Consider the following 24,953-nt stretch of genomic DNA (forward strand, 5'->3'; position numbering starts at 1 on the left):
AAGACATACTACAATGCCAGCGGCATGAAAAAGCAATCTATTCTAATTCAAAATGAATACGCCAGCGTTATACTGGTCGTTGAGTCTGTCTTCTCTCTATCATCAAACACCTCACTATTGTGAGTGATACTATAAGCCGCTTTCATACTCAAATTATCCCTTAGTCTCGCCGTAATGGCAGATTCAGATTTGGACAATGTATTCTTGTTTCCTTCCACGGCAACATCACTACCCAGCATCTGCGTGAACTTTACTTCCATACTAAAATTGTATTCGTATTCCGCTTCTATATGCATAATGATGACGTCTTCCTTACCCCCAGCATCCGTACTGTTAAAGGAATAACCAGGTCCTATGTTGTAATCTAGAAAAGAGTGTTGGTCAGAAAATAATCGCCTAGAATAACCAACAGCAAGGGTATTTTGGTAGTCATAGCCACTAAAACGATCATCTGTATACGACCCAAAAATAAAAACAGACGTATTTTCATCACTCAATTTATAGTCACTTTGTGCCGATAAAAATATTTTTTGTGCCGTCGTTTCATTCTCTCCGTCATGCTTGTCTCTTTTGTATAAGGCATCAAACTCATACTTATTTTTCCATGTCCTAAAGTCTTGCTTTACTGTCGCTCTACCTTTCAAAGCCGAACTATCAGTATTGCCTGTCGTCGCAATAACGCCTAACTGCACCTCCATACTTAAGGGCTCTAAGGGCTCTCTATGCGATGAAAATTCTGCTGCATAGAGCGAAGGTATCGCAAAAACTAAACCAGCAAGCACTGCTCGTTTTAACGGTCTCATCGGAATGCATTCCTTTTATTTCGTAAAATAAATGCCATGTGACCAAAAGGAAGAAGCGAAGAACAAGGAGATGTTTAAAAATTGGAATAAGCCAAACACTTGCCTCCCTTCCTAAATGGCCTTCAGGCTGGAATACATTCTTTCATTGATGCGGCAATCTCACAGTCAAAATACTGTTAACTATATGAAAAATAGTAGATAAGAAAACAGAGAAGTCTTACATTAAATGCGCACTTTAACGTTGTTATTCACATCCTTACTCTGACGAATAAGCTCATCGCCGGCGTCACCTCTTGCAGACTTAGCCAACCGATCATAAAGCAGTACATTCACAGAAGCGGCAAGGTTCATACAACCTATCGTAGGCACAAACACCACGAAATCCGCTCGGTCTACAACTTTTTGATCTATCGTGCCGTCCTCAGGACCAAAAATATACAATGCTTTTTCAGGGTGATTAAAAGCAGGAAGTGGCGTTGCACCTTGAATCAAATCCACACAGACAATCTTAGTCTCAAGATCCACGGCATCCGCCAAACTGTCCACCCCGAGCGTTTCTATATTGGTCAGAGGGATCGATGCACTCATGTTTTTTGTGTCCGTAGACATTTTAACAGCACGATCGTAGCGTTGACCTGAATACAACACCTGATCCGCTTGGTAACATCCTGCCGCCCTCATAACCGAGCCAACATTAGCGGTATTTTTAGGGTTGATTAAACCTATAGTTACAAATTCTTTTTTCATCAAAAACTTACCACGCACACATTAAAACAGCTCAATAATATCATTATTCGCTAGTATGTATCGCTACTCTTGATACACCAGAATGTCGCATATAAGCGCCCCTTACTCGCTAAAAATAAGAAAAAAGAAACACAACAGTCATCGAATACTTTCGCTCTGCCTTCAGATGAGTACACTGATGGCAGAAAATAGACTGCGGACTTAAAAAATTAAGCAGTATTATAAAAAAACGGGTCAGTGACACTTTATTTGATTAACAAAATCATTCAGGACATTCATGAATCTTTTTAAAAAACTTGGCCTTACCTTATTGGCGGCCGCCACATTTCAAACTCAAGCCGCGTCTGTTTGGAAAGTCACTTCAGGCTCGAATACGCTTTACATTGGTGGCACTATTCACTTATTAACACCGCAAGACTACCCCTTGCCCACCGCGTATGAAAAAGCCTACCAAGCAGCAAACAAAGTCATTTTTGAAACCAATATGGAGACTCTTAGTAATCCGGCGTTTCAAAAGTACATGCAGGCTGAATTGTCTTACTCTGATGACACAACCATCGACCAAGTCATTACACCTGAGACCTACCAGTCACTCAAAATCTATTTAAGCGCACGACAAATTCCAATTATGGCCATACAGAATTTAAAACCAAGTGCATTGGCTATCTCTCTGAGTATGATTGAGCTAAAGCACTTAGGGTTTACCAGTCAAGGTGTTGATCAGTTTTATGCGCAAAAAGCACAACAAGACAACAAACCAAGAGAATGGCTTGAAGAGCCCGAAACCCAAGTGCAAATGCTCAGTAGTCTTAACAAGCAAGACGGCAATGACGTTATTAACTACACATTATCAGAAATAAAGAATATGCCTAAAACCATGAACGATCTTCGAAAAAGCTGGCGTAAAGGAGATATGGAAAGCATGGCGAATTTGGAGTTAAAAGACTTCAAAAAAGATTATCCTGAAATTTATCAGTCACTTTTAGTAGAACGAAACAATCTATGGATGCCTCAAATTGAACGCATGCTGAACGATACTAGCGTCGAGTTCATTATGGTTGGGGCTATGCACCTTGCGGGAGAGGACAGTATTTTAGAAAAACTTAAAGCCAACGGCTATCAAATTACCAACCTTTAAACAGCTCACTGCCATAAGCCACGACCAATACGGCTTTATAGATCGAGAAAGCTTACAAAAAGAGGAGTTTTGTCATCATATAAAACCTATTTGACTATTTATTGCATTTTATTCTCCCCAAACCACCTCGAATTTTTTATACTTGCCGCCGAAAAGATTTACTGACCAGATGATCAGTTACTAAACTTATCTCGGCGTATTTAATGACAAGTTCAGCCCTCAAACACATGAACTCACCATTAAATAAATTTCGTCGTCCTACTAGCAAAAGGCTGCCCCATGCTCGAGCGTTATTTCCAACTTAAAGCACACAATACTACGATACGTAACGAAGTCGTCGGAGGAGTCACTACCTTCTTGACGATGGCCTACATTATCTTCGTTAACCCATCTATTCTTGCCCAAGCAGGAATGGATCAAGGTGCGGTTTTTGTAGCAACCTGTCTTGCTGCCGCGATTGGCTGTTTGATTATGGGCTTATATGCCAACTACCCAATTGCATTAGCACCGGGGATGGGATTGAACGCCTTCTTTACCTACGGCGTTGTTCTCGGCATGGGATACTCTTGGGAACAAGCGCTGGGCGCTGTGTTTTTATCAGGTATTCTTTTCATTTTCATCAGTATCTTCCGACTTCGAGAATGGGTCATTAACGCTATCCCTTCTTCATTAAAGCTCGGCATTGCTGCTGGTATCGGTCTTTTCCTAGCGATGATTGCGCTGCAAAACTCAGGCATCATAGTGAAAAACCCAGCAACTATGGTGTCATTGGGCGATCTATCCTCCCCATCAGCTATTTATGGTTTGCTCGGTTTTTTTGTTATTTGCGCTTTGGCGTATTTAAACATCACTGGCGCGGTCATGATCGGCATACTTTTCATTACGGTATTATCGATAGCATTTGGTCAAAATGAATTTGGTGGGCTGGTTTCTATGCCACCTTCTATTATGCCAACGTTTCTAGCTATGGACATAGAGGGCGCCTTCCAAATAAGTATGTTAAGCGTAATTTTTGCGTTTTTCTTTGTCGATTTATTTGACACGTCTGGCACTCTAATTGGCGTAGGCCAACGTGGTGGATTATTAGACAAAAACGGTAAGCTACCACGCCTTAAAAAAGCCCTTCTTGCCGATTCTAGTGCGACGGTAGTGGGTGCGGCTTTAGGCACGTCCTCTACAACCAGTTACATCGAAAGTGCTTCTGGCGTCGCCGCTGGTGGACGCACAGGTTTAACCGCTGTTGTCGTTGCCTTATTATTTTTACTAAGTCTCTTCTTTGCACCACTAGCCGGCTCTATCCCTGCGTATGCAACCGCTGGTGCATTAATGTATGTGGCTGTATTGATGACAAGCAGCCTTGCTCATGTCGATTGGGATGATATTTCAGAAGCAGCACCCGTTCTAATTGCCGCTTTTACCATGCCACTGACTTACTCTATCGCCGATGGCATTGCGCTGTCTTTTATCAGCTACGCAGTGATCAAACTGCTGTCTGGTCAGGGTAAAAAAGTCAGCCTCGCTGTGTACATTTTAGCGGCCTTGTTTATTGCAAAATTCTTTATTTTTGTATAATTACTTTATTTCCCATCACTAAAGAAACGACAAAAAACAGGCCCAGAAATTATTTTCTGCGCTTGTTTTTTTATTTCTGCTTCGCGTATCTCGCCACTCACTCTTTAACACACATTTTCTTTAACACTACAGGCATTTTTCAGCTTCGCCAAAACCACGTATTACTATATGATTCGCCATCGAATTTTACCCCCAAAGTGATCAAAATATGTCTAACAATGCGCTCTATACGGATTTATCTGGCTATTACGATTTAATGTGTGCCGATATCAACTACCAAGCCCAGAGCAATAGCACGCATAGACTTCAACAGATTTTCGGAAACAGCGGACAACGGCATTTAGATTTGGCCTGCGGAACGGGACCACACATTTACTATCTTATCAAAGATGGCTATCAATGCAGCGGGCTAGACATTAACCAACCGATGCTAGACCTCGCCAAACAGCGTTGCCCTGATGCGCAATTCGAGCTAGGTAACATGTGTGATTTTGAGGTAACCAAACCTTATGATTTGATCACCTGCTTTTTATACTCAATCCATTACAGTGGCGATATACAAAACCTAAAAAATTGCATTCAAAGCGTACATAAAGCACTCAATAACGGCGGTGTTTTTTGCTTCAATTCCGTTGATAAAAACTACATAGACAATAGTTTGTTTGCAAAGCACAGCGTCATACACGAAAACAGCAAACTTTCCTTTGGGTCATCTTGGTATTATCGTGGTGAAGGAGAAAAACAAACGCTAAAACTGAGTATTGAGAAAAAAACGACAGAAGAAACTCAGCGCTGGACAGACGAGCACTCCATGGTGGCATTAAGCTTTGATGAGCTAAAAACACTATTAATACCGTATTTTGACGTTCATATTTTTGAACATGAGCACGACAAAATTACTGCTTGGGACAAGGCATCTGGTAACGCAATTTTTCTGTGTGTAAAACGATAGAAAAGGCTTAATACGCCAGCGTCATAACTAAGCCATAGCGCGATATTTCAAAATCAAAGCAATGATTTCATGGTCGCTAACCGTAGAGGAAAGAGACTCATTGATAGAACGTCTTTGTGGTAAACGTATATTAAACTTACTTTTTAACACACCAACAACTTGTGAGTCTGAATTAGGGTCAAACGCCTGACTTGCAAAAGCGCAAATCCGTTGAAGTACGAACTCTTTAGCAGTATTAATCATATATCTCCTATGATTATTAGAGAAAAACGACAAGGTTTTCCCCTTTCTTGTTTCTAAGACGAGTCTAAATAGATAGACCTAATACGCGTTAGCAAACATATTATTCAAATAAAGTATGGAAAAGACACGGTGGGCTGAGGTAAAAAACCTCAACATAACTCAGTACTTTTGGGGTAATGCGATGAACTGAATTTATAATAAAAACAGTGAAGTTCTAATATGTGCTGAATTAATCAATTTGTCTACTAAAGTTTTTCTAAACGTTAAGAATTGGTCAGATTATTCCTCGCTTAGCAAGGGTATTGTCACTTCCACCAACAATCCACCCAAGGCACTACGAGCCGCTCGAAGCGTCCCATTATGCTGACGCACAGCATGCTCAGCTATCGCTAAACCCAATCCTGTACCGCCACTGTGTCGATCACGGGCTGTAGAAACGCGGTAGAAAGGTCGAAATATAGAGTCCAATTCCTCCTCTGGCACACCATCGCCGTTGTCTTCGACACGAATGCATAACGTATTTGAGTGAGCCTCTAAAACGACCTGTATCTGATCTTTTCCATAATGAATTGCATTACGAATAATATTTTCTAAAGCACTCATCAATAGCTGAGGATGGCAGTTAAGCAATCGATCAGGCACCTCTGACACAAGTAATGTTTTGCCTACCTGTTCAGCTTCAAATTGACTGTCCGCCAACAGCGCCTCGCAAATGCTTGAAAGAGATTGAACCTCCCTATTCAAATGACTGTCCACTTGCATACTGGACAGTTCAAGTAACTTACCAATCATCTGCTCAAGCCGTTGGGCCTCAATATCAATTCGCGTTAGATCTGCACTTTCTCCCTGCTTTCTTTTTGCCAAAGCTTGGGCCATTCTCAAGCGAGTTAATGGAGAACGCAGTTCATGGGAAATATCCGATAAAAGACGCTGCTGTCTAGAAATCATCAAATTTACGGCTTCCACCATTTGATTAAAGCTTTTTCCGGCTTGGCGAAACTCTGACGTGCCTTTCTCAAGCTCTGGGTCTATTTCAAACACGCCTTGCGCGACACGCTGAGCAGCCAACTCTAAACGACGAGCAGGCTGACTTAACGCCCAAGCTAACCAAAGCAATAAAGGGGTACTTACGAACATCACAGCCAACAACAATCGAAATGGATGATCAAACAATTGCAATAAAAAGGGCGGCGGTCGATCCCATTTTGTCATGATGTAAAGAAAATAATCTTGTTTAGCCAGACGAATGGGCACTGGACCAGATAACATAGCTTTACCGTATAACCTCTGCTGAGGGTGCAAAGAATCATCAATGCTCGTTACAAAATTGCGCAATGACTTCAAAATAAAATCATGCCGGTGATTTGAGGTCTGAATATTACCCTCCAGATCTGTAATGTAGACTCGCAGTTTATTATCGCCTGAGCCTCGGCGCGGTCTTTCATCTAAACTCTCTAAAACAGGACCAATATTCTCAGCGGAAGAAAAAGCCTGTTCTACGTTGTCTCTGATTTGAAGCATTCGCTCATAATGAGCGGGTGAAATATCTTTGGTTTTACGAGGATCAAGGTGTGGTAACGTCAATACCGCCATGATCACTAAAAACATGGTAAACCAAAAAATAGCAAAGATACGGCCATACAAACTGGTGATATTTGGTAAGCGCATCAGTCGCCTTCCACCAGCAAATAACCACGTCCACGTAAGGTTTTAATTCGAGGCTTGCCATTGGGCCAATCTGGCAATTTTTTACGGAGATTAGACACATGCATATCAACCGCTCGATCAAAAGTCGCTAACCGCTTACCTAACACATCAAGGCTTAATACTTCTTTTGTTAATACACAACCTGGATGAAGTAAAAAGTAGTGCAGTAGCGCGAACTCTGTACTGGTCAAATCCAATAAATCACCATTGCAATAGGCCTCTAGTCGGCCAGGATAAAGCTTGATATCGCGATAAACCACAAAGTCGTTTTGTTGATTACCTTTGATACCTTGTGTTCTTCGCAGAATGGCGCGAATTCTGGCCAACAGTTCACGCTCGCTAAAAGGCTTTGGCAAGTAGTCATCGGCACCCAGTTCAAGACCCACCACACGATCTATCTCCTCCCCTTTTGCTGTCAGCATTAAAACAGGCACGTCCCATTTCTCACGCAGCTGCTTTAACGTCTCAAAGCCATTCAGTTTAGGCATCATCACATCCAGTAACACCAGATCCACACTGTCATCCATTGCTTCTAGACCAGACAAACCATCATACGCAGAAGAAACAACGCAATTCTCAAACGATAAAACTTCTTTAAGTAGATCACTCAATTCAACATCATCATCGATTATTAAAATATGTGGCATCAACAATTCCTAAAAAGCAGTTTAGACAAACAGAACAATGACTCTTATTTTACGTATAAATGAGAACAACAATGTGCCCTTTACGATACTTTACCTTGGCAATACGCCACTTTACTTAACTATCTCTATTCTACTCATACGCGCTGAGAACGCAGTGTTTATCAATATCCCCCTTAAATAGTATAGAAGGAAAGTAGTATGAAAATGTCAAAAAAACTGATTATAGCATCCATCGCTTTACCGTTAGCATTGAGCGCAACAGGTGTTTTTGCTTTTGGCGGCAAACATCACCAAGACCGCCAAGAAGAGTGTCGCCCAGGCCTAGACCGCGGCATGATGAAAGAACTGAATCTAACAGACAGCCAAAAAGAACAATTTAAAACGCTTCGACAAGCAAATAAAGAAGAGATGAAAGAAAGATTTAAAGGCGAACCAGAGCAACGCGGAGAATTGAGAGAAGATCGCGCTGAAAAATTAAATGATTTATTGCTTGCTGATAAGTTTGATCCTGCTAAAGCAACTGCAATTGCTCAAGAAAAATCCAATAAGCAAGTTGAGCGCCAAGTACAGATGCTTAGCAAACAACACAAAATGTTCAGTATTCTAACCCCTGAACAAAAAGAACAGTTCGTCGAATTGCAAAAAGAACATTTAGAAGAGTGCGGTGACGACATGCCACGTCATAAAGGAAAAGATCGGAAATAATCGACGCTCGTATATGGCAACAATATGCTTAACAAAAGGTGGCCACTGGTCGCCTTTTTTCTTTGTTATCAAGCTTTGCAATCATCAGCTCCGTTTCCAAATTCTGGCAACGGCTCTGTCATTACCCAATAAACCGACTATTTCGCACACTAAACCAGTCAATAAAAACAACATAATGGGTATGATGCCGGCAAATTCACCAGTCATAATTGTCACGGTCAAAGAGATCGATGAGATAACCAGACATAACACCCCCAATACAAGCAATATCGTCCGATAGGATTTTTTGTATTCGAATTCGCCATCACCAGACTCAAACATCCCCAATAGTGGCGAACAGAGTTTTCTCATTGTCTCTTTCATAAATACCTTCTTCATTTATTTGCAAAGTCGAATACGCATTTAATCTCGACACTTTTTCTAGAATACCTTTTATATCATCAAGTTAAAAATAAATAAGGATTCCAATAAAAATAATTACCAAGTTTCATTAAACTTTAGGCAATCCAAGCCGCTATCTTGAGGGAAAGAAGCAAATGCTTAACAAAAAATTTGCTGTCCATTTCCATTTATCGAATTAACGGAGAAGAAGATGAAAAACATATTACTGGCTAGCTTAGCGGCAACTGCATGCGCCTTCTCGTTCAGCGCTCAAGCTGCAACATTTACCTATATCGACTATGGATTTGGGACAATAGACCCAGATAACTCAACTTCATCTGATGATTTTTCATTTCTTTCAGGTGCATTTGAATTATCAAACGGTGCTTTTATTGCAGCTGAATCAACAGAATACGGCAACCTTGATGTGACCGCTATTGGCGCAGGCGTTTATACACCAGTGGGAAGAGCGTCTAGTTTGTTCGGAACATTACAGTTCGTTCAAGCAGATTGGGGCAACAACAATGATGAAACAGGCTATCGATTTACTGCAGGCCTACGTAGTTCGCTAGCGGATCGTTTAGAGATTGAAGGAAAAGTCAAATACGACGATGTTTATACAGAAACGGACAGCAGTTTTGCTGTAGCACTACGTTATTACGTGACAAAAAACTTCTCCATCGGCGCAAACTATGACATTGCAGAATTTAACGGTAATGATCAAAACGCTATGTTTGCTTCGCTAAGACTGGCACTTTAAACAACCAACACAAGATTGCATTGTGTATTATTGGTTTACAAAAAAGGGCTGAAGTTTTCAACTTCAGCCCTTTTTTTACTCTCTTACGGATAAGTACTTAGCACACTTTTGTCAGCCAATTGTGCTTGTCTTCTGTTTTTCCCCACTGAATGTCATTCAGTGCTTGGCGTAATCTTTGTGCGATTGGACCAGGCTCTCCAGAACCCACTTGGTATTCTTTATCATTATGAATGAAAGTACCAACTGACGTTAATACCGCAGCTGTACCAGACAATACCGCTTCCACTGCTGGCTTAGCAGCACGCTCTAGCAATTCAGCTACCGTTAAGTCACGTTCAGTGACCGTCATACCCAAATCTGCAGCAAGCGTCAAAATAGAAGAACGCGTCACACCGTGTAGGAAAGAAGTATCCAAACCTTTGGTGATAATTTCGTTGCCATCAATTAACAAGAAATTAGCCGCGCCAGTTTCTTGCACATCACCATGTGGACAAAACAAAATTTGATCCGCTTGAACCTCTTTTTTTGCTTTTGTAATTGGCCCCAACGCACTGGCGTAATTACCGCCACTTTTAACCATGCCCATATGAGGCGCACACCGCATACCGGTTTCATCCAATAGAAGACGCAAGGCTTTCGCACCGCCAGTAAAATAATCCCCTACTGGAGACAACAACACATACAACATTGACGTGGCGGTTGGTGCAGCAGCTTTACCAACGGCCGCTTCTGTACCGATATGAGTCGGACGAATATACAAAGACCCTGGTGGCTCAGGCACCTCACTGGCAAATTCAGCAACAACATCGACAATCATTTTTGATACTTTTTCTTCATCAATCGTCGGTAGAGACAATAATCGGCTACTTTGAGCTAAGCGCTTAATATTTTGGTCCATACGAAACACATGCACACTGCCATCCGCATGACGGAACGCTTTCAAACCTTCAAAGCAAGTGCTTGAATAATGTAAGACGTGAGCACCCGGATGCAACTGAATGCTGTCCGATGCGACAACACTTGCTTCACTCCATTTGTTATTTTCGAATGTTGCCAATGCCATCTTAGGCATAAACACGCTACCAAAAGCCGCCATTATTATTTCCTATATAGTTAAATGATCACAAGTAACACCAATTCTCAGCACTGGTATTATCTGGACTCTAAATTTCGCTTGTCGTCCAATTACCCAATAGTAAAACGGAAACCCGCTTGAAGAAAGCAAATCGTAAACCACAGATCAAACAGCCTGTGTATTTACAGTAATTTTCTTAATACGCACTGAAAAATAGACCAACAAAAAAGTGATGATACGAAAGAAGATACTATCTTACTTAGCAAGAAGGGCTCAATAACTTAAGAGATGAAGTTACCGGTGAGTTGCAAAAACAACCTTATCACCGCCATTATGTTTAGCTTTGTACATAGCATGATCGGCAGTCTGCACCAATTCCAATGGCTCTTTACCATTTTCTGGATAGCACGCAATTCCAATACTAGAAAATATTTGAAATGATGAACCATCAATCATAAAAACTTTTGCCAATTCAGCGCAGATCTTTTCGGCAACAATAGACACGCTTTCCGCCGTATTTGTCTTATTTAAGACAACTAAAAACTCATCTCCGCCCAAGCGCCCAACGGTATCTGATTTACGAATACAAGCAGTAAGCCTTGCAGCAATGCTCTGTAAAAGCTTGTCACCAGCAGCATGACCATAGCCATCATTAATGCCTTTAAAACCGTCAATATCAATAAACAAAACAGAAAGACCCTCTTTCTCACGTTCTGCTAACGTTAACGCCGTCTGCAAACGATCTAGAAGTAAGGTGCGGTTTGGTAAGTGAGTCAAATCGTCATGGCCAGCCGCATAAAGTAGCAACTCCTCCATACGCTTACGCTCGGTAATGTCGTGTGCGACGGCAATTCTTAATTGATGTTTTTCCGACCAGCGTGCTGACCAAAGTACATTAACGACCTCGCCATCCTTGCGCACCCAGCGATTTTCGAAACGAGGCTGTATTTGACCCGCAATAATAGTATTTACTGTGCCTAACGTTTTTTGCTTATCGTCTGCATACACAAAATTCAACATCTGCTTACCAATCACTTCACTTGGCTCATAGCCAAACATGGTTTCAAACGCAGCGCTTACAAAGACAAAATACCCAAGTCGATCCACGACACAAACCGCATCTAACATCAGCTCCATGACATCAGCTAGATCTATCGCTAGCTCATTGTTTTTCATAAAATTGTGTACCTAAAAATTCAGTGCTGTTCATCTATTGTAGAAGAAAACTAAGCCAAGTGCCGTCGAATAAGAGGTAAATATCGGTTTAGCTCAGATAAAATTTTTATGGAAGTTACGCCTGATAGCAAGATTAGCCAACATGAAGATGATTGAAAAAATAAGCAGCGCCACCCAACACGATGGCATTTAATAACACAGTCAGCCAAAACATAACCTGAAAATACCGTTTTCTCGTCTTATGGCGAAACACTTTTTGACCCAGCATTGCACCCGGCCAACCACCAAATAAGGACAAAAAATGCAGCGTCGACTCCTGAACTCGCCAACGCCCTCGTCTTGCCGCGGACTTGTCCAACCCGTAGAGACAGAAGGTGATTAGGCTTAATAAGCCATAGTTAGCAAATAAAACAAGGTAACCAATTACCACAATATTTACTCTTAAACTGAGGATCGATGGACATCATATTAACATGCTGTCTAAGAACAGTCTGTGAAGTCCATAATCCGCTTACTCAACCCCGTTCAAAATAGTGCTAAAAGTATTTCAGCCGGTGCTATCATCGTATAGTTTTGGGGCAAACGAAAAATAGAATGATGTTTCATCGACCTCACACTAAGTGCTGTTGAAAGCCTTGCTATGACAGGGCTTAAAGGATGGTTAGCACCTTAAATTTCGCATCGCTCGTATGTTACACAAACCGCTTTTGTAATGGTTACGAAAACAATTAGTACTTAATTGTGTTATCGTGTCGCTTCTGGCATACGAGTTAACAAGTATTTTTCTTCTGCTTGACCAGTTCGAGCGCTGTCTTCAGGCGCATTCTCGAAATCTCGCGTTCAATCGGTGGCCCGCCCATCTTAGACTTACTGTCCCATCGGCCGTAATAGTCTTCATCACGTTGCACCACATCATAGATCTGACCTTGGTGCACATCTTTAAAATTTGCTTTTTCGACCGTTACTGGTATGAGCTGCACTTTTTTCGCGTTTAATCGTTGTTGTGACGAAGCTAGCCTTACGTGTGGCGTAACGCCTATAAACATCGGTTTATTAATGACAATTAAAATGGTCATTCATGGCACCTACCCGCGCGGTCTGCTCCAATTACGTAACCTTGAAGCAGCGCCTACAACATCATTACTACGTCTACTTTTAGCTCAAGTATAAGTTAGAGCTAATCAAACGATACGGTACTTTTTCTATCATCATAGATAGTAATGACTCACTACCGATAACAATATTACCTGGAGATATAAATGAATTTTTTGAACAAACTAGCGTCAGCTGCTGCAGTTAGCTCACTAGTGCTTGGCTCCTCTTTTGTCCAAGCAGACTCAAAAGAACCTATTGTAATTCCTACCCATAACTGGACCAGCCAAATCACGATGGCGTACGTTATTGGCGGTATTTTTGAAAGCGTTGGCGATAATGTTTCTTATGTTCCTGCTGATAGCCAAGCGGTTTATGAATCAATTCGTAACGGTGACGTCACCATTTCTCACGAAGTATGGCAGTCTACTTTCGGTAAATCATTCAACAACGCGTTAGACGCTGGTGGCATCATTGATGTAGGCAAGCACGCTGCTGCGACTCAAGAAGAGTGGTGGTACCCAGCCTATGTGGGCGATCTGTGCCCAGGTCTACCCTCTTGGAAAGCACTAAACGATTGTGCTGAACTGTTTGCCACAGCCGGTAGTGGCGGAAAAGGTCGCTATCTTGATGGCCCTATGGACTGGCATGGCCAAGAAACACTAGATCGTATCGAAGCACTTGATATGAACTTTACTGCTAAGTTTGCCGGGTCTTCTGGTGCACTTTGGGCTGAGCTAGAGTCTGCGGCTAAAGATAATCGCGCCGTCGTGGTATTTAACTGGTCACCTAACTTCACCGATGCCGGTGATGGTGGCAGTTTCGTTGAATTCCCAGCGTATACGGATGGCTGTAAGAAAGCAGATGGCGGTGATGGCAAGTGTGGCTCTCCACCAGCAGGCTGGTTGAAGAAGGCCGCTCATTATCAAATGCCTAAAAAATGGCCAACCGCTTACAAGATTTTTAATAACGTTTCATTCACTAAAACAGATATCGGCAACATGGCGGCATTGGTCGACATCGATGGTTTAAGCCATGAAGAAGCCGCTACCAAATGGCTGGCTGACAACGAAGCCACTTGGAAAAGCTGGCTATAAGGCAAACTACCTAACCTGAATGCACTGCATTCAGGTTAGGTCTTTAGTGCGATATTCAACACAAAAAAAACAGAGGCCTTGATGCTATCTTTAGCCAAGGTCTCTATTTATTGGGTGTGTTTTTGTGAGTGACAATAGAGTAGACAATTAATAACGCAATCTAATGTATTGCGCTTGTCAGTCCGACAGCCCCATTAATACAGTGCCAACAAACACCTCGTTTTAGCACCTCCTTTTTTATAGAGATTTAATTATGTCAACAACCGTTCAGCCCGTTATTAAGTGCGAGTCTGTCTATAAGATTTTTGGCGAAAACGCTGGGAAAGTTTTGAAAAAGTCGGGCGGAAAAGTAGATGCCGAATCCTTACTTGAAGCAGGCTGTGTCATTGGCGTTAACAATGCCTCTTTTGAAGTTCACAAAGGTGAAATGCTTGTTGTAATGGGTTTATCAGGCTCTGGGAAATCAACCCTTTTGCGCTGTATTTCACGGCTAATCGAGACCACGGCGGGCGATATTTTTATTGATGGCGAAGACCTGCTTGCAATGAATGAAAAAGAACTCATCAATATTCGTCGTAACAAAATGGGCATGGTATTCCAAAGTTTTGCCCTCTTACCTCACAAGACAGTGCTAGAAAACATTGCATTGCCATTACAAGTAAAAGGCATTAGTACCAAGGACAGCATGGAGCGAGCCATGACCATGGTAAATTTAGTAGAACTAACAGGTTGCGAAAATAGCTTCCCGCGCCAGCTCTCTGGTGGTCAACAACAACGTGTAGGCATTGCTCGTTCTTTAGCGGTTGAACCTGACATTTGGTTCCTCGATGAACCATTCTCAGCCCTAGACCCTTTGATTCGTAGGGAAATGCAAGACGAGTTCCTACGCTTACAAAGTGTGTTACATAAAACTATATTATTCGTTACCCACGACTTTGATGAAGCCCTTCGCCTTGCCGACCGCATCGCCATTATGAAAGACGGTATCATTGAACAAATTGATACCCCTGCCAACATCGTACTCAACCCAGCCACGGAATACATAGCCAAATTTACTCGTGGCGTGCCTCGCGCACGGGTTCTCTCATGCAAAACCGTCATGGCACAATATGACGCCAATGCAGACATGAGTGACATCAGAGTTTCTCAAAATGCCATTATCGAAACCATTGCAGAACGCGTGCTAAGCGAGCAAAAAACCGTCGCTGTTACAGATGAGCAAGGTGAGATTGTGGGTGTTTTAAACAGTAAAATCATAATACAGGTCTTGTTTGGCGAAGCTAACGACATACCCGTTAATGACACCGCCGTGAGCCAAGCCTAATGCAGTATTTTACGCAACATAAATGGCTCCAGTTTATTGCCTTATTAGCGGTATTCTTTGCCCTTGTCATGGCTATCGACCCAACCACAGGTGGCAATCTATGGCGGCTGCAAGAGAACCTATTTTGGCTTTTACCTGACGCTGTAAACGACAGTCTTAAGTATCTTATCAACGACTTTTGGGTCGTGGATATTTACGATGCTGAGTTAGATCTCACCGAAGAATCAACCATGATGAAAGAGTTCACTCGTACCTTGTCTGGGGTGGTTCTTTTTTGCATTAATTTAATTCGAGAACTTCTGCTAGGTGGCGTTAAAACCGTAGTCGCCTTTACTAGCTGGGACTTTGTGAGCGAAAACGAATGGGCTCGAATCCCTGCACTACCCTGGACAGCCTTTGCAGCCGGTGCATTTTTAATTGGCCATTACCTAGGTGGACGTAATCTGTCTATTTTAGCCGGCACCAGCATCATTTACATTGCAGTATTTGGTCAATGGACACCCGCGATGCAAACCTTATCGTTTGTTTTAGTGGCTGTGCCTTTATCGGTTTTTTTGGGGTTAGTGTTAGGCATCTGCGCCTATAAGAGCAAAACTTTTGAATCCATCTTAGCGCCATTGTTAAACGTCGCTCAGTCCATGCCTCACTTTTCTTATTTAATTCCGGTGGTGGTATTTTTTGGCATTGGTGATCATGCAGGCGCTATATCAACGGTTATTTTTGCCACACCACCAATGATCCGCTTAACCATTTTAGGCCTCAAAAAAGTCTCTCCAGAGGTTTTAGAGGCTGGCATGATGAGTGGCTGTAGCCCGCGCCAACTCATGTTTAAAGTGCTCATTCCTACCGCACGCCATGACATTTTGATTGGGGTTAACCAGGTCATCATGCAGTGTTTGGCGATGGCGGTTATTGCCTCTTTTATTGGGGCAAGGGGTTTGGGTTACGACTTACTGGTGTCATTAAACACGCTTAATATAGGCGAAGCCCTCGAACTCGGGGTGTCTATTGTATTAATCGCTGTGGTTTTGGATAAACTGTCCCTCGCTTGGGCCAACAAGCAAGCCGACTACTTTGCTGACTTGCCATTCCACTTGCATCACAAGTACTCATTAGCCTTTTTAGGCATCCTGGTCTTCACTTCTGTTATTGCCTATGTTGCGTCTGTGCTTTTCCCTGATAAGTCAAACTACCTCTACGTCATAGCCGAATCACAAGGATTCACTACCAAAGACTTTTGGGACCTCATCGTTGACTGGATCATCACCAATTCATACCAGAGCGTACAAAGCTTCAACTTCTTCATGATTACCTCAATTTTGATGCCCATGAAAGAGGCTTATCTAGCGATGCCCGTTGCGGCAACCCTGTTCCTAGTGGCAGGGATAGGCTTCATTATTGGTGGCCTGCGCTCAGCCATTATTGTGACCGCCTTCATTGCCTTTATTGCATTAACGCCATGGTGGGATCGTGCCCTTATTACCGCCTATATGGTCACCTTCGCCGTCATCATTTCGGTGATTATTGGTTGCACTGTGGGCGTTTTGTGCTCACGAAACCAGCGAGCCACTAAAGTAATGTTATTGATCTGTGATACCTTCCAAACATTCCCCTCTTTCGTCTACCTAATTCCAGTGATCATGCTGTTTGGTGTGAGTGATTTGTCAGTACTGATCGCCGTGATCGTATACGCCACCATCCCTGCTACACGTTACACAGTAGAAGGTTTGAGAAACGTCCCTCAATCATTGCAAGAAGCAGGCTCTATGTCAGGGGTTAACCGCATGCAGCGGTTATTTCATATTGAACTCCCACTAGCGTTTCCACACATTCTATTGGGCATAAACCAAACCGTCATTTTCTCTTTGTTTATGGTCATTATCGGCGCCTTTATCGGTACCGACGACCTAGGTCAGCTTATCATGCAATCTTTGTCGCAAGCCAATGGAATGGGGCAAGGTATTGTGCTTGGCTTATGCGTTGCCTTTATTGGCTTGGCAGCAGATCACCTGATCCATACTTGGGCGCAGCAACGTAAAAAAGCGTTAGGAATCGCTTAGCAAACGATGGGCAACTGCACAGTAAAGAACGAATGAAGAGATAAAAAAAGAGGCCCCACTGAAGTGGCCTCTTTTTTGTATTGAAATATATTTACGTTACTTTGATACGGCTAATAACTCATCTCTAATCAATAATAACAAGAAGGTTTCTCGATCGATCGACATGCCTTTTTTATCACTACTCTTGATCGTATCTAGATTATGCTTAATTGCATTGTGGACATTAATCCACACGGCTTTCATACCGTTTTTGACTTCATAATCTTCAAGACTCGTCTCACCTAATTCTTCATCAATCTCACAGGTGTAGCAGTAAGACTTCATCTGCATGACGTCAAAACCGTCCTTGTACCAAGGCCGAAACTCTTCATACAAACCGAATGCCTCGACATTGCGAATATTCTGCGCGCCTGTCTCTTCCGTTAACTCGCGGATCAAGCCTTCCACCTGATTCTCACCTTCATCAATCCCCCCGCCCGGCAAGGTGTAATCATCGTAACGCTGGGTATACAGCATCAAAATATCCTCGTCTTTTAAAATAATCCCACGGGCGGCAAGACGTAAAAAAGAAGATTGATCGAGGGAGTTTAAACTTGGATGGATAGACGACTTTAACAAACGCATAAATTGGGGCACTTCGTGAATTTAGATGGGCTGGATAATAACGACTGGGCAGCTGTAGTTAAAGGGATTCCATTCAAACGCTTTGGATTACCGACCTTTATTCCGCCCCGCTGGGCGAGGGCTTAGTCCCTTCCCCTTTTGTCTTCCAAGGGGAAGGTTAGGATGGGGTTGTTCTTTGGAACTTCAAGTATATTTGTTACTTCTCAATGACTTTGAACTGCAAGTTTATTCCGCCCCGCTGGGCGTGTAACTTTTTGCTAGCGCCCAAAAAGTAACCAAAAATTCGCTTTAAGATATTTAATGCCTGATTTTTTTCATCGTAAAATAGCTTTACCGACGCTCATTATATTGTAAGGCATAGATTGGTCTTGCTGGTAGAGAGAGTCCTTCCGTTAATGATCCTGAAACTCCATAGAGTCGCGCAATCGGGATTGCGTCGAAGGGGCTTTAACGCTGAGCTCAGTTGCAAAAATATCTAGCTCTATAAATTGCGAAGCAAAGTTCGTGACAGTTATTTTTGTCAATTGAAGCGATTTGTTATACCACTTGTTTGAAGACTGTTTTCAAATAAATGGTGTAAGCGATTTATATATTTCCACATTATCGATTTTGTTTTCCTGTAGAAATTCGTTCATCTCTGAAACCAATTTATCTTGGTCTTTTCCGGGACCAATAAAAACACCTTCAATACATGATTTAGGTAACACCATCTCAATATATGGAATATCCATTTCATCCCGTTTTCGATAGAGAACTGGAGTATTATCAGTTTTATTTAGAGAGATAACAGATCTGTGTTCTTGTTCGGCATAAAATGCATGATGCTTTATTGATGTTGCCTCATAAACTAAAGAACTTATAAACCAATCTTTATGGGTACCTAGATAGTACTCATCATATAAAAATAGTAACGAATCAAATTGCGCTGATAAATTAATATCCTTATAAGTTTCAGGGTAACTACATGATTGAACGGAGTTTTGTCTAAATGAACCTTCACAGGTTAAGGCTAATGTAACTAAACTCATATTAAAAATCACTGCGCAATTACCGTATGTTCTCCACATTGTTAGCTCGTCCCCTGCTAAACAAAGAGATGAAACGAATATATCCAAATCATCCAAGCTATTCATAGTTTCATTTTTTAAAGCATTTTTTTCTGCGTTAGATAAGTTTTTTGTATCAGAGATACTATCAACAAGAATTTCTATACCTTTCGAAACTTCAGAATAATCATTTAAATACTTATAATGAGTTGCCCACAACCTTCCAGTCTTTAAAATGTTTTTTACTGCATTTAAGTCTGTATACTGATATATATGCATATAATCATGACCTTTGTTCCTTTGTGGAAATTTAGTGGTATAACATTTTATTAATGCGCATGCGCATTTAGACAATCTCAAAAGCGCATCAAAAGCTTGATAAATAATTGAATAACAATAGCTTTATCAAGCCATACACTATTCTTTAACTGGAAAAACGAGCGTGCGTATTATTTCATTTATCCATGGCGAATAATTTCCGCCCTGAATGCTCTTATTCATTGATACTAAGAGACTTTTTTACTTTCTGCCAGTACAAAACGCTTTAGACATTTTAGTCGCCCTGAAGGACGACCGACCCTAGATCATGAAAGCTTCGCTTTCTCCGGCAGATTACGGTCGTACCTCCCTCATCGCGCCCTACGCTTAGCTACGAGAAAGTCAGTTCGACGCGACGAAGTTGCGCGACTTTATGGAGTTTCAGGGTCATTAACGGAAAGACTTTCTTGAACAGAAAAACCAATCTATGCCTTACGATAAAAATCGTCTTGCTAAACCAGTATTAAACAACATGAATGAGACGTTTGGGCGAAGGCTCGATAAGAGAGCAACCCCATCCTAACCTTCCCCTTGGAAGACATAAGGGGAGGGAACAAAGAACAACCCCATCTTCCGTCTTCCTCTTGAAGAAAGGAGAAAAACTTAGGCACAAAAAAGAGGCCGAAGCCTCTTTCTTGTCGATCTTAAAAAGATCTAGGATTTATCGCCGGAAATCCGGCTCCCCACCGCTGTGGTTTGGTTTTTGTATTTCGCGTTATCACGTTTGTTGTAAGGACGATCCGCGGAGCCTGACATGGTTTCGAAGTTAATCGCGCCGATGGTCATACCTGGACTTAGGGCGATGGGCAGTTTGCCGCCGTTGAGGAATTCTAAGACGATGCCGCCGCTCCAACCGGGGTCAATGCGATGTGCCGTTACATGAACCATTAAACCAAGGCGCGCTAAAGAAGAACGGCCGTCGAGCCAGCCGACGAGGTAATCAGGCAAGGTGACGGACTCTTTTGTCACGCCGAGCACTAATTCGCCCGGATGGATGAAGAATGGCTTGCCGTCGTCGACGATAATTTCTTCGCTCATCACGGATTCAATCACTTTGCTTAAGTCGGCTTTAGAGCTGCTTAAATCAAGATACGGCGCTGGGTGACCTTGAAAGACGCGAAACGAATTCCCTAATCGCAAGTCAACAGACACACCGCTGATCACGCTGTTATCAGGGCGAGGTTCAATTACGATAGAACCCTCGTCTAGGGCTTTTATAATATCTCGGTCACACAAACGCATTATTTTTCCTTAGTCGTCACTCATGCCAATGGTCGGCATGGTGAATTGATCGTTTTGATTGGATGCAAGGGTAGCACCAAGCTTGCGCGCAATCGACTGATAAATAGCGGCGGTGTCACTTTCTGGCGCGCTCACTACAATGGGTTTACCTGCATCACTTTGCTCGCGGATCGCTAAGCTTAATGGCAGTTTACCCAACACATTGACGTTATATTCTTTGGCAAGGCTGGCGCCGCCTTCATCGCCAAAGATAGCTTCGTGATGCCCACAGTTCGAACAAATATGCGTCGACATGTTTTCGACCACGCCCAACACAGGGATCTTCACTTTATTGAACATTTCAATGCCACGACGCGCATCAAGCAAGGCAATATCTTGTGGCGTAGTAACAATAACTGAACCCGCTACTGGCACTTTTTGCGCCAAGGTAAGCTGAATGTCGCCCGTACCCGGTGGCATGTCGATGAACAAATAATCCAAATCATCCCAATCGGTTTGCGTCAAAATTTGCATCAAGGCGCCGGTTACCATTGGGCCACGCCAAGCAACTGGGGTGTCTTTGGTGGTTAGAAAGGCCATCGACATCACTTGAACGCCATAGGCCATTGGGGGCGTGAAGAATTTGTCTTCGCGAACCTGCGGGCGAGTGCCTTCGGCAAAGCCCATCATCATGCCTTGGCTTGGCCCGTAAATGTCAGCGTCGAGTATCCCCACGCGAGCACCCTCTTTTGCCATGGCCAAAGCAAGGTTGACGGTGGTGGTCGATTTGCCCACACCGCCTTTGCCAGAGGCAACCGCGATGATGTTCTTCACACCTTTTAATCCTGCAATATTGCCTTGCGTCGCGTGACTTTCGATCTTGTGTTCAATGTCTAGCACCACGTCTCGGCTTTCACTTAGTTGACTTTTAATGCGGGCTTCAAGAGACGCTTGCTCTTTATGAGCGGGGTAACCCAAGCTCAATGTAATGTGCAGACGCTTTTCGTCACTGATTAGAGTCCAAACAGCACCATAAGGTTGACCGCAGTTATCATCGATCAGCGTTTCTAATGTTGCCTGTAGTTGGGCGTCAGTTTGCATTCGGTGCTCCTAGTGAGGCCGTGATAAGAATAATTTTATATTATGTGCCAAGTGTGGGGGCAAATTGCGGAAAAGCAAGCCTAACCCTTGCACACTTGTGGCTGGGTCTTATAATTACGCACTCTACATACTATCTGTGTTTTAGGCTTTTTAATTGTTCGTCATCCGTCCCTAATTCTTGGTAGAATATCCGACCTTTTTTAATCCAGCAGGCTTATCAAAAATGGCACAAACGCAACGCAAAATTTTAGTCACCAGCGCCCTTCCTTATGCTAATGGTTCTATCCATTTAGGGCACATGCTGGAACACATCCAAACAGATATCTGGGTGCGTTTTCAAAAAATGCGCGGTCATCTTTGTACAGCAGTTTGTGCGGACGATGCCCATGGCACCGCCATTATGATTAAAGCCGCTCAACTCGGCATCACTTCAGAAGAATTAATTGAAGGCGTTCGCCAAGAGCACATGGCTGACTTTAACGATTTCTTGATTGGTTACGACAACTACCATACAACGCATTCTGACGAAAACCGTGAAATTTCAAGCCATATTTATAAGCAGTTACGTGATAACGGCAAAATTGCTGTTCGTTCTATCGTGCAAGCATACGACCCCGAGAAAGAAATGTTCCTTGCGGATCGTTTCATCAAGGGAACGTGCCCTAAGTGCAAAGCGGAAGACCAATACGGCGACAACTGTGAAGTGTGTTCTGCGACTTACACGCCAATGGAAATGATCAATCCGGTTTCTGTGTATTCTGGTGCGACGCCTGTTGAAAAAGAATCGGAACACTATTTCTTCAAGCTTCCAGACTTCCAAGATTTCCTAACCACTTGGACTCGCAGTGGCACCTTGCAAGAGCAAGTCGCTAACAAGCTATCCGAATGGCTTGATTCAGGCTTAAAAGAATGGGATATCAGCCGTGATGCGCCTTACTTTGGTTTTGAAATTCCAGATGCGCCGGGGAAATATTTCTATGTTTGGCTAGACGCACCGATTGGTTACATGGCGAGCTTCCAGAATTTATGTGATCGTACCGAAGGTTTGAATTTTGACGATTACTGGGCACAAGATTCTGATGCGGAGCTTTATCATTTTATTGGCAAAGACATTATCAATTTCCATGCCTTGTTCTGGCCTGCGATGCTGGATTGTGCAGGCTATCGCACACCAACTAAGGTTAATGCGCACGGCTATGTCACGGTAGACAATAAAAAAATGTCCAAGTCCCGTGGTACTTTTATTAAGGCTCGCACTTACTTGAACCATTTAGACCCACAATATTTACGCTACTACTTTGCGGCAAAACTGAATGCCAGTATTGATGATATCGATTTGAATTTGCAAGATTTCATCCAGCGCGTGAATTCAGACGTCGTTGGTAAAGTGGTCAACATCGCCAGCCGAACAGCCAGTTTCATTGGCAAAAAGTTCGATGGTCAATTAGCAAGCGAGATCAGCGAACCTGAGATGATCCAGTCTTTTATCGATGCCGGCGAAACGATTGCTCAGCATTATGAAAGCCGTGAATACGGTAAAGCCATTCGTGAGATAATGCGCCTTGCCGATGTGGCCAATACTTACATTGCCGATCAAGCACCTTGGGTCTTGGCTAAAGACGAAGCAACGCTGCCGAAGGTTCAAGAAGTGTGTACCGTGGCGCTGAACTTGTTCAGTATCTTAGCGACTTATCTGAAACCTGTGATGCCAAACATGATCGCCGATGCCGAAGCTTTCCTTGGCAAAGAGCTAACATGGGACAACCGCAGCGAATTGCTATTTGGTAACAAAGTTAATGCGTTTAAACCTTTGATGGGTCGTATTGATCAGAAGCAAATTGATGCCATGATCGAAGAAGGCAAAGCAGAAGCCTTGATCGAAGCCGCGGCAAAAGAAGCCGCAGAGCCTTCAGATCAAACAGTACCGCAAGAAGCAACAGAGTTGAGCAAAGAGCCGATAGAAGCGGAAATTAATTTCGATGACTTTGCTAAAGTGGATTTGCGTATCGCGCTAATCACCAAAGCAGAACACGTTGAAAAAGCCAATAAGTTGCTAAAATTGACGCTCGATATCGGTGGTGAAACTCGTACGGTTTTCTCTGGTATTAAGTCTGCTTACAAGCCAGAAGATTTAGAAGGCAAATACACCGTCATGGTGGCCAACCTTGCGCCACGTAAAATGAAGTTTGGCCTGTCAGAAGGCATGGTATTAGCCGCAGGTCCTGGCGGTGAAGATATTTATCTTCTAGAACCTCATAGTGGTGCTAAGCCTGGCCAACGCGTTATGTAAAAGCGTTTGCGTCATGTAAGTAACATGGCCCTTGTGGCAACGATAGTAACGCTCACCTTAGTGAATGAGAAAGAACATTAATAAGGTGAGTGTTAGCATTTTTAGACAATCATAAACCAAACTTATATAAGCATAACTTATTATCTATATACTAAATCAGACTAAATACACAAGAGTTTTAGTCTTGTTAGTTATAAGCAGATTGGTATAGTTACGCTCGAAGATACTTTTTATCAAAAGCATCTAAAATCAACGAATTCACTACACACTTTTTTGGACGTGAGATGACTGAATATCTCCTGATACTGGTCAGTACCATTCTGGTTAATAACTTTGTATTGGTACAGTTTTTGGGCCTTTGCCCTTTTATGGGCGTGTCTGGGAAACTGGAAACTTCCATTGGCATGGCCATGGCGACGACCTTTGTTTTAACTCTGTCGAGCCTGTGTAGTTACCTGACTTACACCTATATACTTCAGCCGTTTGGCCTTGAGTATTTGCAAACCATTTCCTTTATTTTGGTGATTGCTGTCGTTGTGCAGTTCACTGAAATGGTCGTCCGTAAAACCAGCCCTCTTCTTTATCGTGTACTCGGTATTTTTTTACCGCTTATCACCACTAACTGCGCGGTGTTAGGTGTCGCATTACAAAACATCAGTAAGCAAAACGGATTTGTAGAATCCATTCTTTACGGCTTTGGCGCGGCGGTAGGTTTCTCATTTGTCCTGATTCTATTTTCCGCCATGCGCGAACGCATTAACGTCGCTGACGTACCAACGGTATTTAAAGGTTCTGCTATCGGTATGATTACCGCGGGACTCATGGCTCTGGCCTTCATGGGCTTTACCGCCCTAGTGCAGATTTAGGAGCCGAT

Annotated in this window: 24 protein-coding genes; 10 read left to right on the plus strand and 14 right to left on the minus strand. The window is 42.8% G+C overall.

All coding sequences use genetic code 11. From position 1 onward, the window contains the following. Positions 1–47: 47 nt before the first annotated feature. Complete coding sequence (locus MP3633_RS12230; RefSeq protein ID WP_176335754.1) at positions 48–803, minus strand: DUF481 domain-containing protein; 756 nt, start codon at positions 801–803, stop codon at positions 48–50. A gap of 222 nt (positions 804–1,025) precedes the next feature. Continuing rightward, positions 1,026–1,550 carry an RNA methyltransferase gene (locus tag MP3633_RS12235; protein WP_112137812.1) on the minus strand — a complete coding sequence of 175 codons (525 nt, stop codon included), beginning with the start codon at positions 1,548–1,550 and terminating at the stop codon, positions 1,026–1,028. Between the two features lie 277 nt (positions 1,551–1,827). Between MP3633_RS12235 and MP3633_RS12240 the strand changes: the two genes are divergently transcribed. The 3 genes from MP3633_RS12240 to MP3633_RS12250 all read left to right on the plus strand — a co-directional run bounded on the left by MP3633_RS12240 (position 1,828) and on the right by MP3633_RS12250 (position 5,212). Further along, entirely contained in the window at positions 1,828–2,688 is an 861-nt protein-coding gene (locus tag MP3633_RS12240) for a TraB/GumN family protein (protein ID WP_176335755.1), read from the plus strand. Positions 2,689–2,967: 279 nt separating this feature from the next. Further along, positions 2,968–4,260 carry an NCS2 family permease gene (locus MP3633_RS12245; RefSeq protein ID WP_176335756.1) on the plus strand — a complete coding sequence of 431 codons (1,293 nt, stop codon included), beginning with the start codon at positions 2,968–2,970 and terminating at the stop codon, positions 4,258–4,260. A 208-nt stretch (positions 4,261–4,468) separates the two neighbouring features. After that, on the plus strand, positions 4,469–5,212 hold the full coding sequence (locus tag MP3633_RS12250) for a class I SAM-dependent DNA methyltransferase (RefSeq protein WP_176335757.1): 744 nt from the start codon (positions 4,469–4,471) through the stop codon (positions 5,210–5,212). Positions 5,213–5,239: 27 nt separating this feature from the next. Here the strand turns inward: MP3633_RS12250 and MP3633_RS12255 are convergent, their stop codons facing one another. The 3 genes from MP3633_RS12255 to MP3633_RS12265 all read right to left on the minus strand — a co-directional run bounded on the left by MP3633_RS12255 (position 5,240) and on the right by MP3633_RS12265 (position 7,809). Further along, positions 5,240–5,455, minus strand: coding sequence for a hypothetical protein (locus tag MP3633_RS12255; RefSeq protein WP_112137806.1), 216 nt, complete (start codon positions 5,453–5,455; stop codon positions 5,240–5,242). A 279-nt stretch (positions 5,456–5,734) separates the two neighbouring features. Beyond that, entirely contained in the window at positions 5,735–7,123 is a 1,389-nt protein-coding gene (gene cpxA, locus MP3633_RS12260; RefSeq protein WP_176335758.1) for an envelope stress sensor histidine kinase CpxA, read from the minus strand. Continuing rightward, positions 7,123–7,809: a response regulator gene (locus MP3633_RS12265; protein WP_112137803.1), complete on the minus strand. Its 687-nt coding sequence runs from the start codon at positions 7,807–7,809 to the stop codon at positions 7,123–7,125. The genes cpxA and MP3633_RS12265 overlap by 1 nt, the downstream gene beginning before the upstream one ends. Positions 7,810–8,007: 198 nt before the next feature. Here MP3633_RS12265 and MP3633_RS12270 point away from each other — a divergent pair, with 198 nt between their 5' ends. Next, the gene (locus MP3633_RS12270; RefSeq protein ID WP_176335759.1) at positions 8,008–8,514 is read left to right on the plus strand and encodes a CpxP family protein; all 507 of its coding nucleotides are present in this window, start codon (positions 8,008–8,010) and stop codon (positions 8,512–8,514) included. A gap of 84 nt (positions 8,515–8,598) precedes the next feature. On the opposite strand, the gene MP3633_RS12275 is transcribed toward MP3633_RS12270, so the two are convergent. Further along, positions 8,599–8,877: a hypothetical protein gene (locus MP3633_RS12275; RefSeq protein ID WP_112137799.1), complete on the minus strand. Its 279-nt coding sequence runs from the start codon at positions 8,875–8,877 to the stop codon at positions 8,599–8,601. Between the two features lie 229 nt (positions 8,878–9,106). Here MP3633_RS12275 and MP3633_RS12280 point away from each other — a divergent pair, with 229 nt between their 5' ends. Then, on the plus strand, positions 9,107–9,655 hold the full coding sequence (locus MP3633_RS12280; protein ID WP_176335760.1) for a hypothetical protein: 549 nt from the start codon (positions 9,107–9,109) through the stop codon (positions 9,653–9,655). Between the two features lie 97 nt (positions 9,656–9,752). Here MP3633_RS12280 and MP3633_RS12285 read toward each other — a convergent pair whose 3' ends face one another. The 4 genes from MP3633_RS12285 to MP3633_RS12300 form a co-directional block, all read right to left on the minus strand. Then, on the minus strand, positions 9,753–10,751 hold the full coding sequence (locus MP3633_RS12285) for a branched-chain amino acid aminotransferase (protein ID WP_176335761.1): 999 nt from the start codon (positions 10,749–10,751) through the stop codon (positions 9,753–9,755). Positions 10,752–11,024: 273 nt separating this feature from the next. After that, positions 11,025–11,906 (minus strand): diguanylate cyclase domain-containing protein, encoded by an 882-nt coding sequence (locus MP3633_RS12290; protein ID WP_176335762.1) that lies wholly within the window; start codon positions 11,904–11,906, stop codon positions 11,025–11,027. A 133-nt stretch (positions 11,907–12,039) separates the two neighbouring features. Continuing rightward, positions 12,040–12,336, minus strand: a complete 297-nt coding sequence (locus tag MP3633_RS12295) for a DUF1294 domain-containing protein (RefSeq protein ID WP_244959624.1) — start codon at positions 12,334–12,336, stop codon at positions 12,040–12,042. Between the two features lie 340 nt (positions 12,337–12,676). Then, complete coding sequence (locus MP3633_RS12300) at positions 12,677–12,982, minus strand: hypothetical protein (RefSeq protein ID WP_176335763.1); 306 nt, start codon at positions 12,980–12,982, stop codon at positions 12,677–12,679. 183 nt (positions 12,983–13,165) lie between these two features. On the opposite strand from MP3633_RS12300, the gene MP3633_RS12305 reads away from it, so the two are divergent. From MP3633_RS12305 to MP3633_RS12315, 3 genes are all read left to right on the plus strand, one after another. Beyond that, positions 13,166–14,095: an ABC transporter substrate-binding protein gene (locus tag MP3633_RS12305; RefSeq protein WP_112137789.1), complete on the plus strand. Its 930-nt coding sequence runs from the start codon at positions 13,166–13,168 to the stop codon at positions 14,093–14,095. A 253-nt stretch (positions 14,096–14,348) separates the two neighbouring features. Further along, positions 14,349–15,419 (plus strand): quaternary amine ABC transporter ATP-binding protein, encoded by a 1,071-nt coding sequence (locus MP3633_RS12310; protein ID WP_176335764.1) that lies wholly within the window; start codon positions 14,349–14,351, stop codon positions 15,417–15,419. Beyond that, on the plus strand, positions 15,419–17,479 hold the full coding sequence (locus MP3633_RS12315; protein ID WP_176335765.1) for an ABC transporter permease: 2,061 nt from the start codon (positions 15,419–15,421) through the stop codon (positions 17,477–17,479). Before MP3633_RS12310 ends, MP3633_RS12315 begins: the two co-directional genes overlap by 1 nt. 96 nt (positions 17,480–17,575) lie before the next feature. On the opposite strand, the gene MP3633_RS12320 is transcribed toward MP3633_RS12315, so the two are convergent. The 4 genes from MP3633_RS12320 to apbC all read right to left on the minus strand — a co-directional run bounded on the left by MP3633_RS12320 (position 17,576) and on the right by apbC (position 21,789). Beyond that, positions 17,576–18,103, minus strand: coding sequence for an NUDIX hydrolase (locus MP3633_RS12320; protein WP_176335766.1), 528 nt, complete (start codon positions 18,101–18,103; stop codon positions 17,576–17,578). 563 nt (positions 18,104–18,666) lie between these two features. Then, positions 18,667–19,428, minus strand: coding sequence for a hypothetical protein (locus MP3633_RS12325; protein ID WP_176335767.1), 762 nt, complete (start codon positions 19,426–19,428; stop codon positions 18,667–18,669). A gap of 693 nt (positions 19,429–20,121) precedes the next feature. Next, a complete protein-coding gene (gene dcd, locus MP3633_RS12330) occupies positions 20,122–20,709 on the minus strand; it encodes a dCTP deaminase (RefSeq protein WP_176335768.1) in 588 nt (195 codons plus the stop codon). A 9-nt stretch (positions 20,710–20,718) separates the two neighbouring features. Continuing rightward, positions 20,719–21,789 carry an iron-sulfur cluster carrier protein ApbC gene (gene apbC / locus MP3633_RS12335; protein WP_176335769.1) on the minus strand — a complete coding sequence of 357 codons (1,071 nt, stop codon included), beginning with the start codon at positions 21,787–21,789 and terminating at the stop codon, positions 20,719–20,721. A gap of 223 nt (positions 21,790–22,012) precedes the next feature. Here apbC and metG point away from each other — a divergent pair, with 223 nt between their 5' ends. Together metG and rsxA are read left to right on the plus strand one after the other, a co-directional pair. Continuing rightward, on the plus strand, positions 22,013–24,079 hold the full coding sequence (metG, locus tag MP3633_RS12340) for a methionine--tRNA ligase (RefSeq protein WP_176335770.1): 2,067 nt from the start codon (positions 22,013–22,015) through the stop codon (positions 24,077–24,079). Between the two features lie 284 nt (positions 24,080–24,363). Next, entirely contained in the window at positions 24,364–24,945 is a 582-nt protein-coding gene (gene rsxA / locus MP3633_RS12345) for an electron transport complex subunit RsxA (protein ID WP_024022437.1), read from the plus strand. Positions 24,946–24,953: the final 8 nt, after the last annotated feature.

The organism is Marinomonas primoryensis (assembly GCF_013372285.1).
Lineage (GTDB): Bacteria > Pseudomonadota > Gammaproteobacteria > Pseudomonadales > Marinomonadaceae > Marinomonas > Marinomonas primoryensis.

Coding starts and splice junctions, on each gene's coding strand:
- MP3633_RS12320 (WP_176335766.1), bottom strand. CDS start 18,103: ATGCGTTTGTTAAAGTCGTCTATCCATCCAAGTTTAAACTCCCTCGAT.
- MP3633_RS12280 (WP_176335760.1), top strand. CDS start 9,107: ATGAAAAACATATTACTGGCTAGCTTAGCGGCAACTGCATGCGCCTTC.
- MP3633_RS12325 (WP_176335767.1), bottom strand. CDS start 19,428: ATGCATATATATCAGTATACAGACTTAAATGCAGTAAAAAACATTTTA.
- apbC (WP_176335769.1), bottom strand. CDS start 21,789: ATGCAAACTGACGCCCAACTACAGGCAACATTAGAAACGCTGATCGAT.
- rsxA (WP_024022437.1), top strand. CDS start 24,364: ATGACTGAATATCTCCTGATACTGGTCAGTACCATTCTGGTTAATAAC.
- MP3633_RS12240 (WP_176335755.1), top strand. CDS start 1,828: ATGAATCTTTTTAAAAAACTTGGCCTTACCTTATTGGCGGCCGCCACA.
- MP3633_RS12300 (WP_176335763.1), bottom strand. CDS start 12,982: ATGACCATTTTAATTGTCATTAATAAACCGATGTTTATAGGCGTTACG.
- MP3633_RS12265 (WP_112137803.1), bottom strand. CDS start 7,809: ATGCCACATATTTTAATAATCGATGATGATGTTGAATTGAGTGATCTA.
- MP3633_RS12250 (WP_176335757.1), top strand. CDS start 4,469: ATGTCTAACAATGCGCTCTATACGGATTTATCTGGCTATTACGATTTA.
- MP3633_RS12290 (WP_176335762.1), bottom strand. CDS start 11,906: ATGAAAAACAATGAGCTAGCGATAGATCTAGCTGATGTCATGGAGCTG.
- MP3633_RS12315 (WP_176335765.1), top strand. CDS start 15,419: ATGCAGTATTTTACGCAACATAAATGGCTCCAGTTTATTGCCTTATTA.
- dcd (WP_176335768.1), bottom strand. CDS start 20,709: ATGCGTTTGTGTGACCGAGATATTATAAAAGCCCTAGACGAGGGTTCT.
- MP3633_RS12230 (WP_176335754.1), bottom strand. CDS start 803: ATGAGACCGTTAAAACGAGCAGTGCTTGCTGGTTTAGTTTTTGCGATA.
- MP3633_RS12305 (WP_112137789.1), top strand. CDS start 13,166: ATGAATTTTTTGAACAAACTAGCGTCAGCTGCTGCAGTTAGCTCACTA.
- MP3633_RS12270 (WP_176335759.1), top strand. CDS start 8,008: ATGAAAATGTCAAAAAAACTGATTATAGCATCCATCGCTTTACCGTTA.
- MP3633_RS12255 (WP_112137806.1), bottom strand. CDS start 5,455: ATGATTAATACTGCTAAAGAGTTCGTACTTCAACGGATTTGCGCTTTT.
- MP3633_RS12285 (WP_176335761.1), bottom strand. CDS start 10,751: ATGGCGGCTTTTGGTAGCGTGTTTATGCCTAAGATGGCATTGGCAACA.
- MP3633_RS12310 (WP_176335764.1), top strand. CDS start 14,349: ATGTCAACAACCGTTCAGCCCGTTATTAAGTGCGAGTCTGTCTATAAG.
- MP3633_RS12275 (WP_112137799.1), bottom strand. CDS start 8,877: ATGAAAGAGACAATGAGAAAACTCTGTTCGCCACTATTGGGGATGTTT.
- MP3633_RS12245 (WP_176335756.1), top strand. CDS start 2,968: ATGCTCGAGCGTTATTTCCAACTTAAAGCACACAATACTACGATACGT.
- metG (WP_176335770.1), top strand. CDS start 22,013: ATGGCACAAACGCAACGCAAAATTTTAGTCACCAGCGCCCTTCCTTAT.
- MP3633_RS12235 (WP_112137812.1), bottom strand. CDS start 1,550: ATGAAAAAAGAATTTGTAACTATAGGTTTAATCAACCCTAAAAATACC.
- cpxA (WP_176335758.1), bottom strand. CDS start 7,123: ATGCGCTTACCAAATATCACCAGTTTGTATGGCCGTATCTTTGCTATT.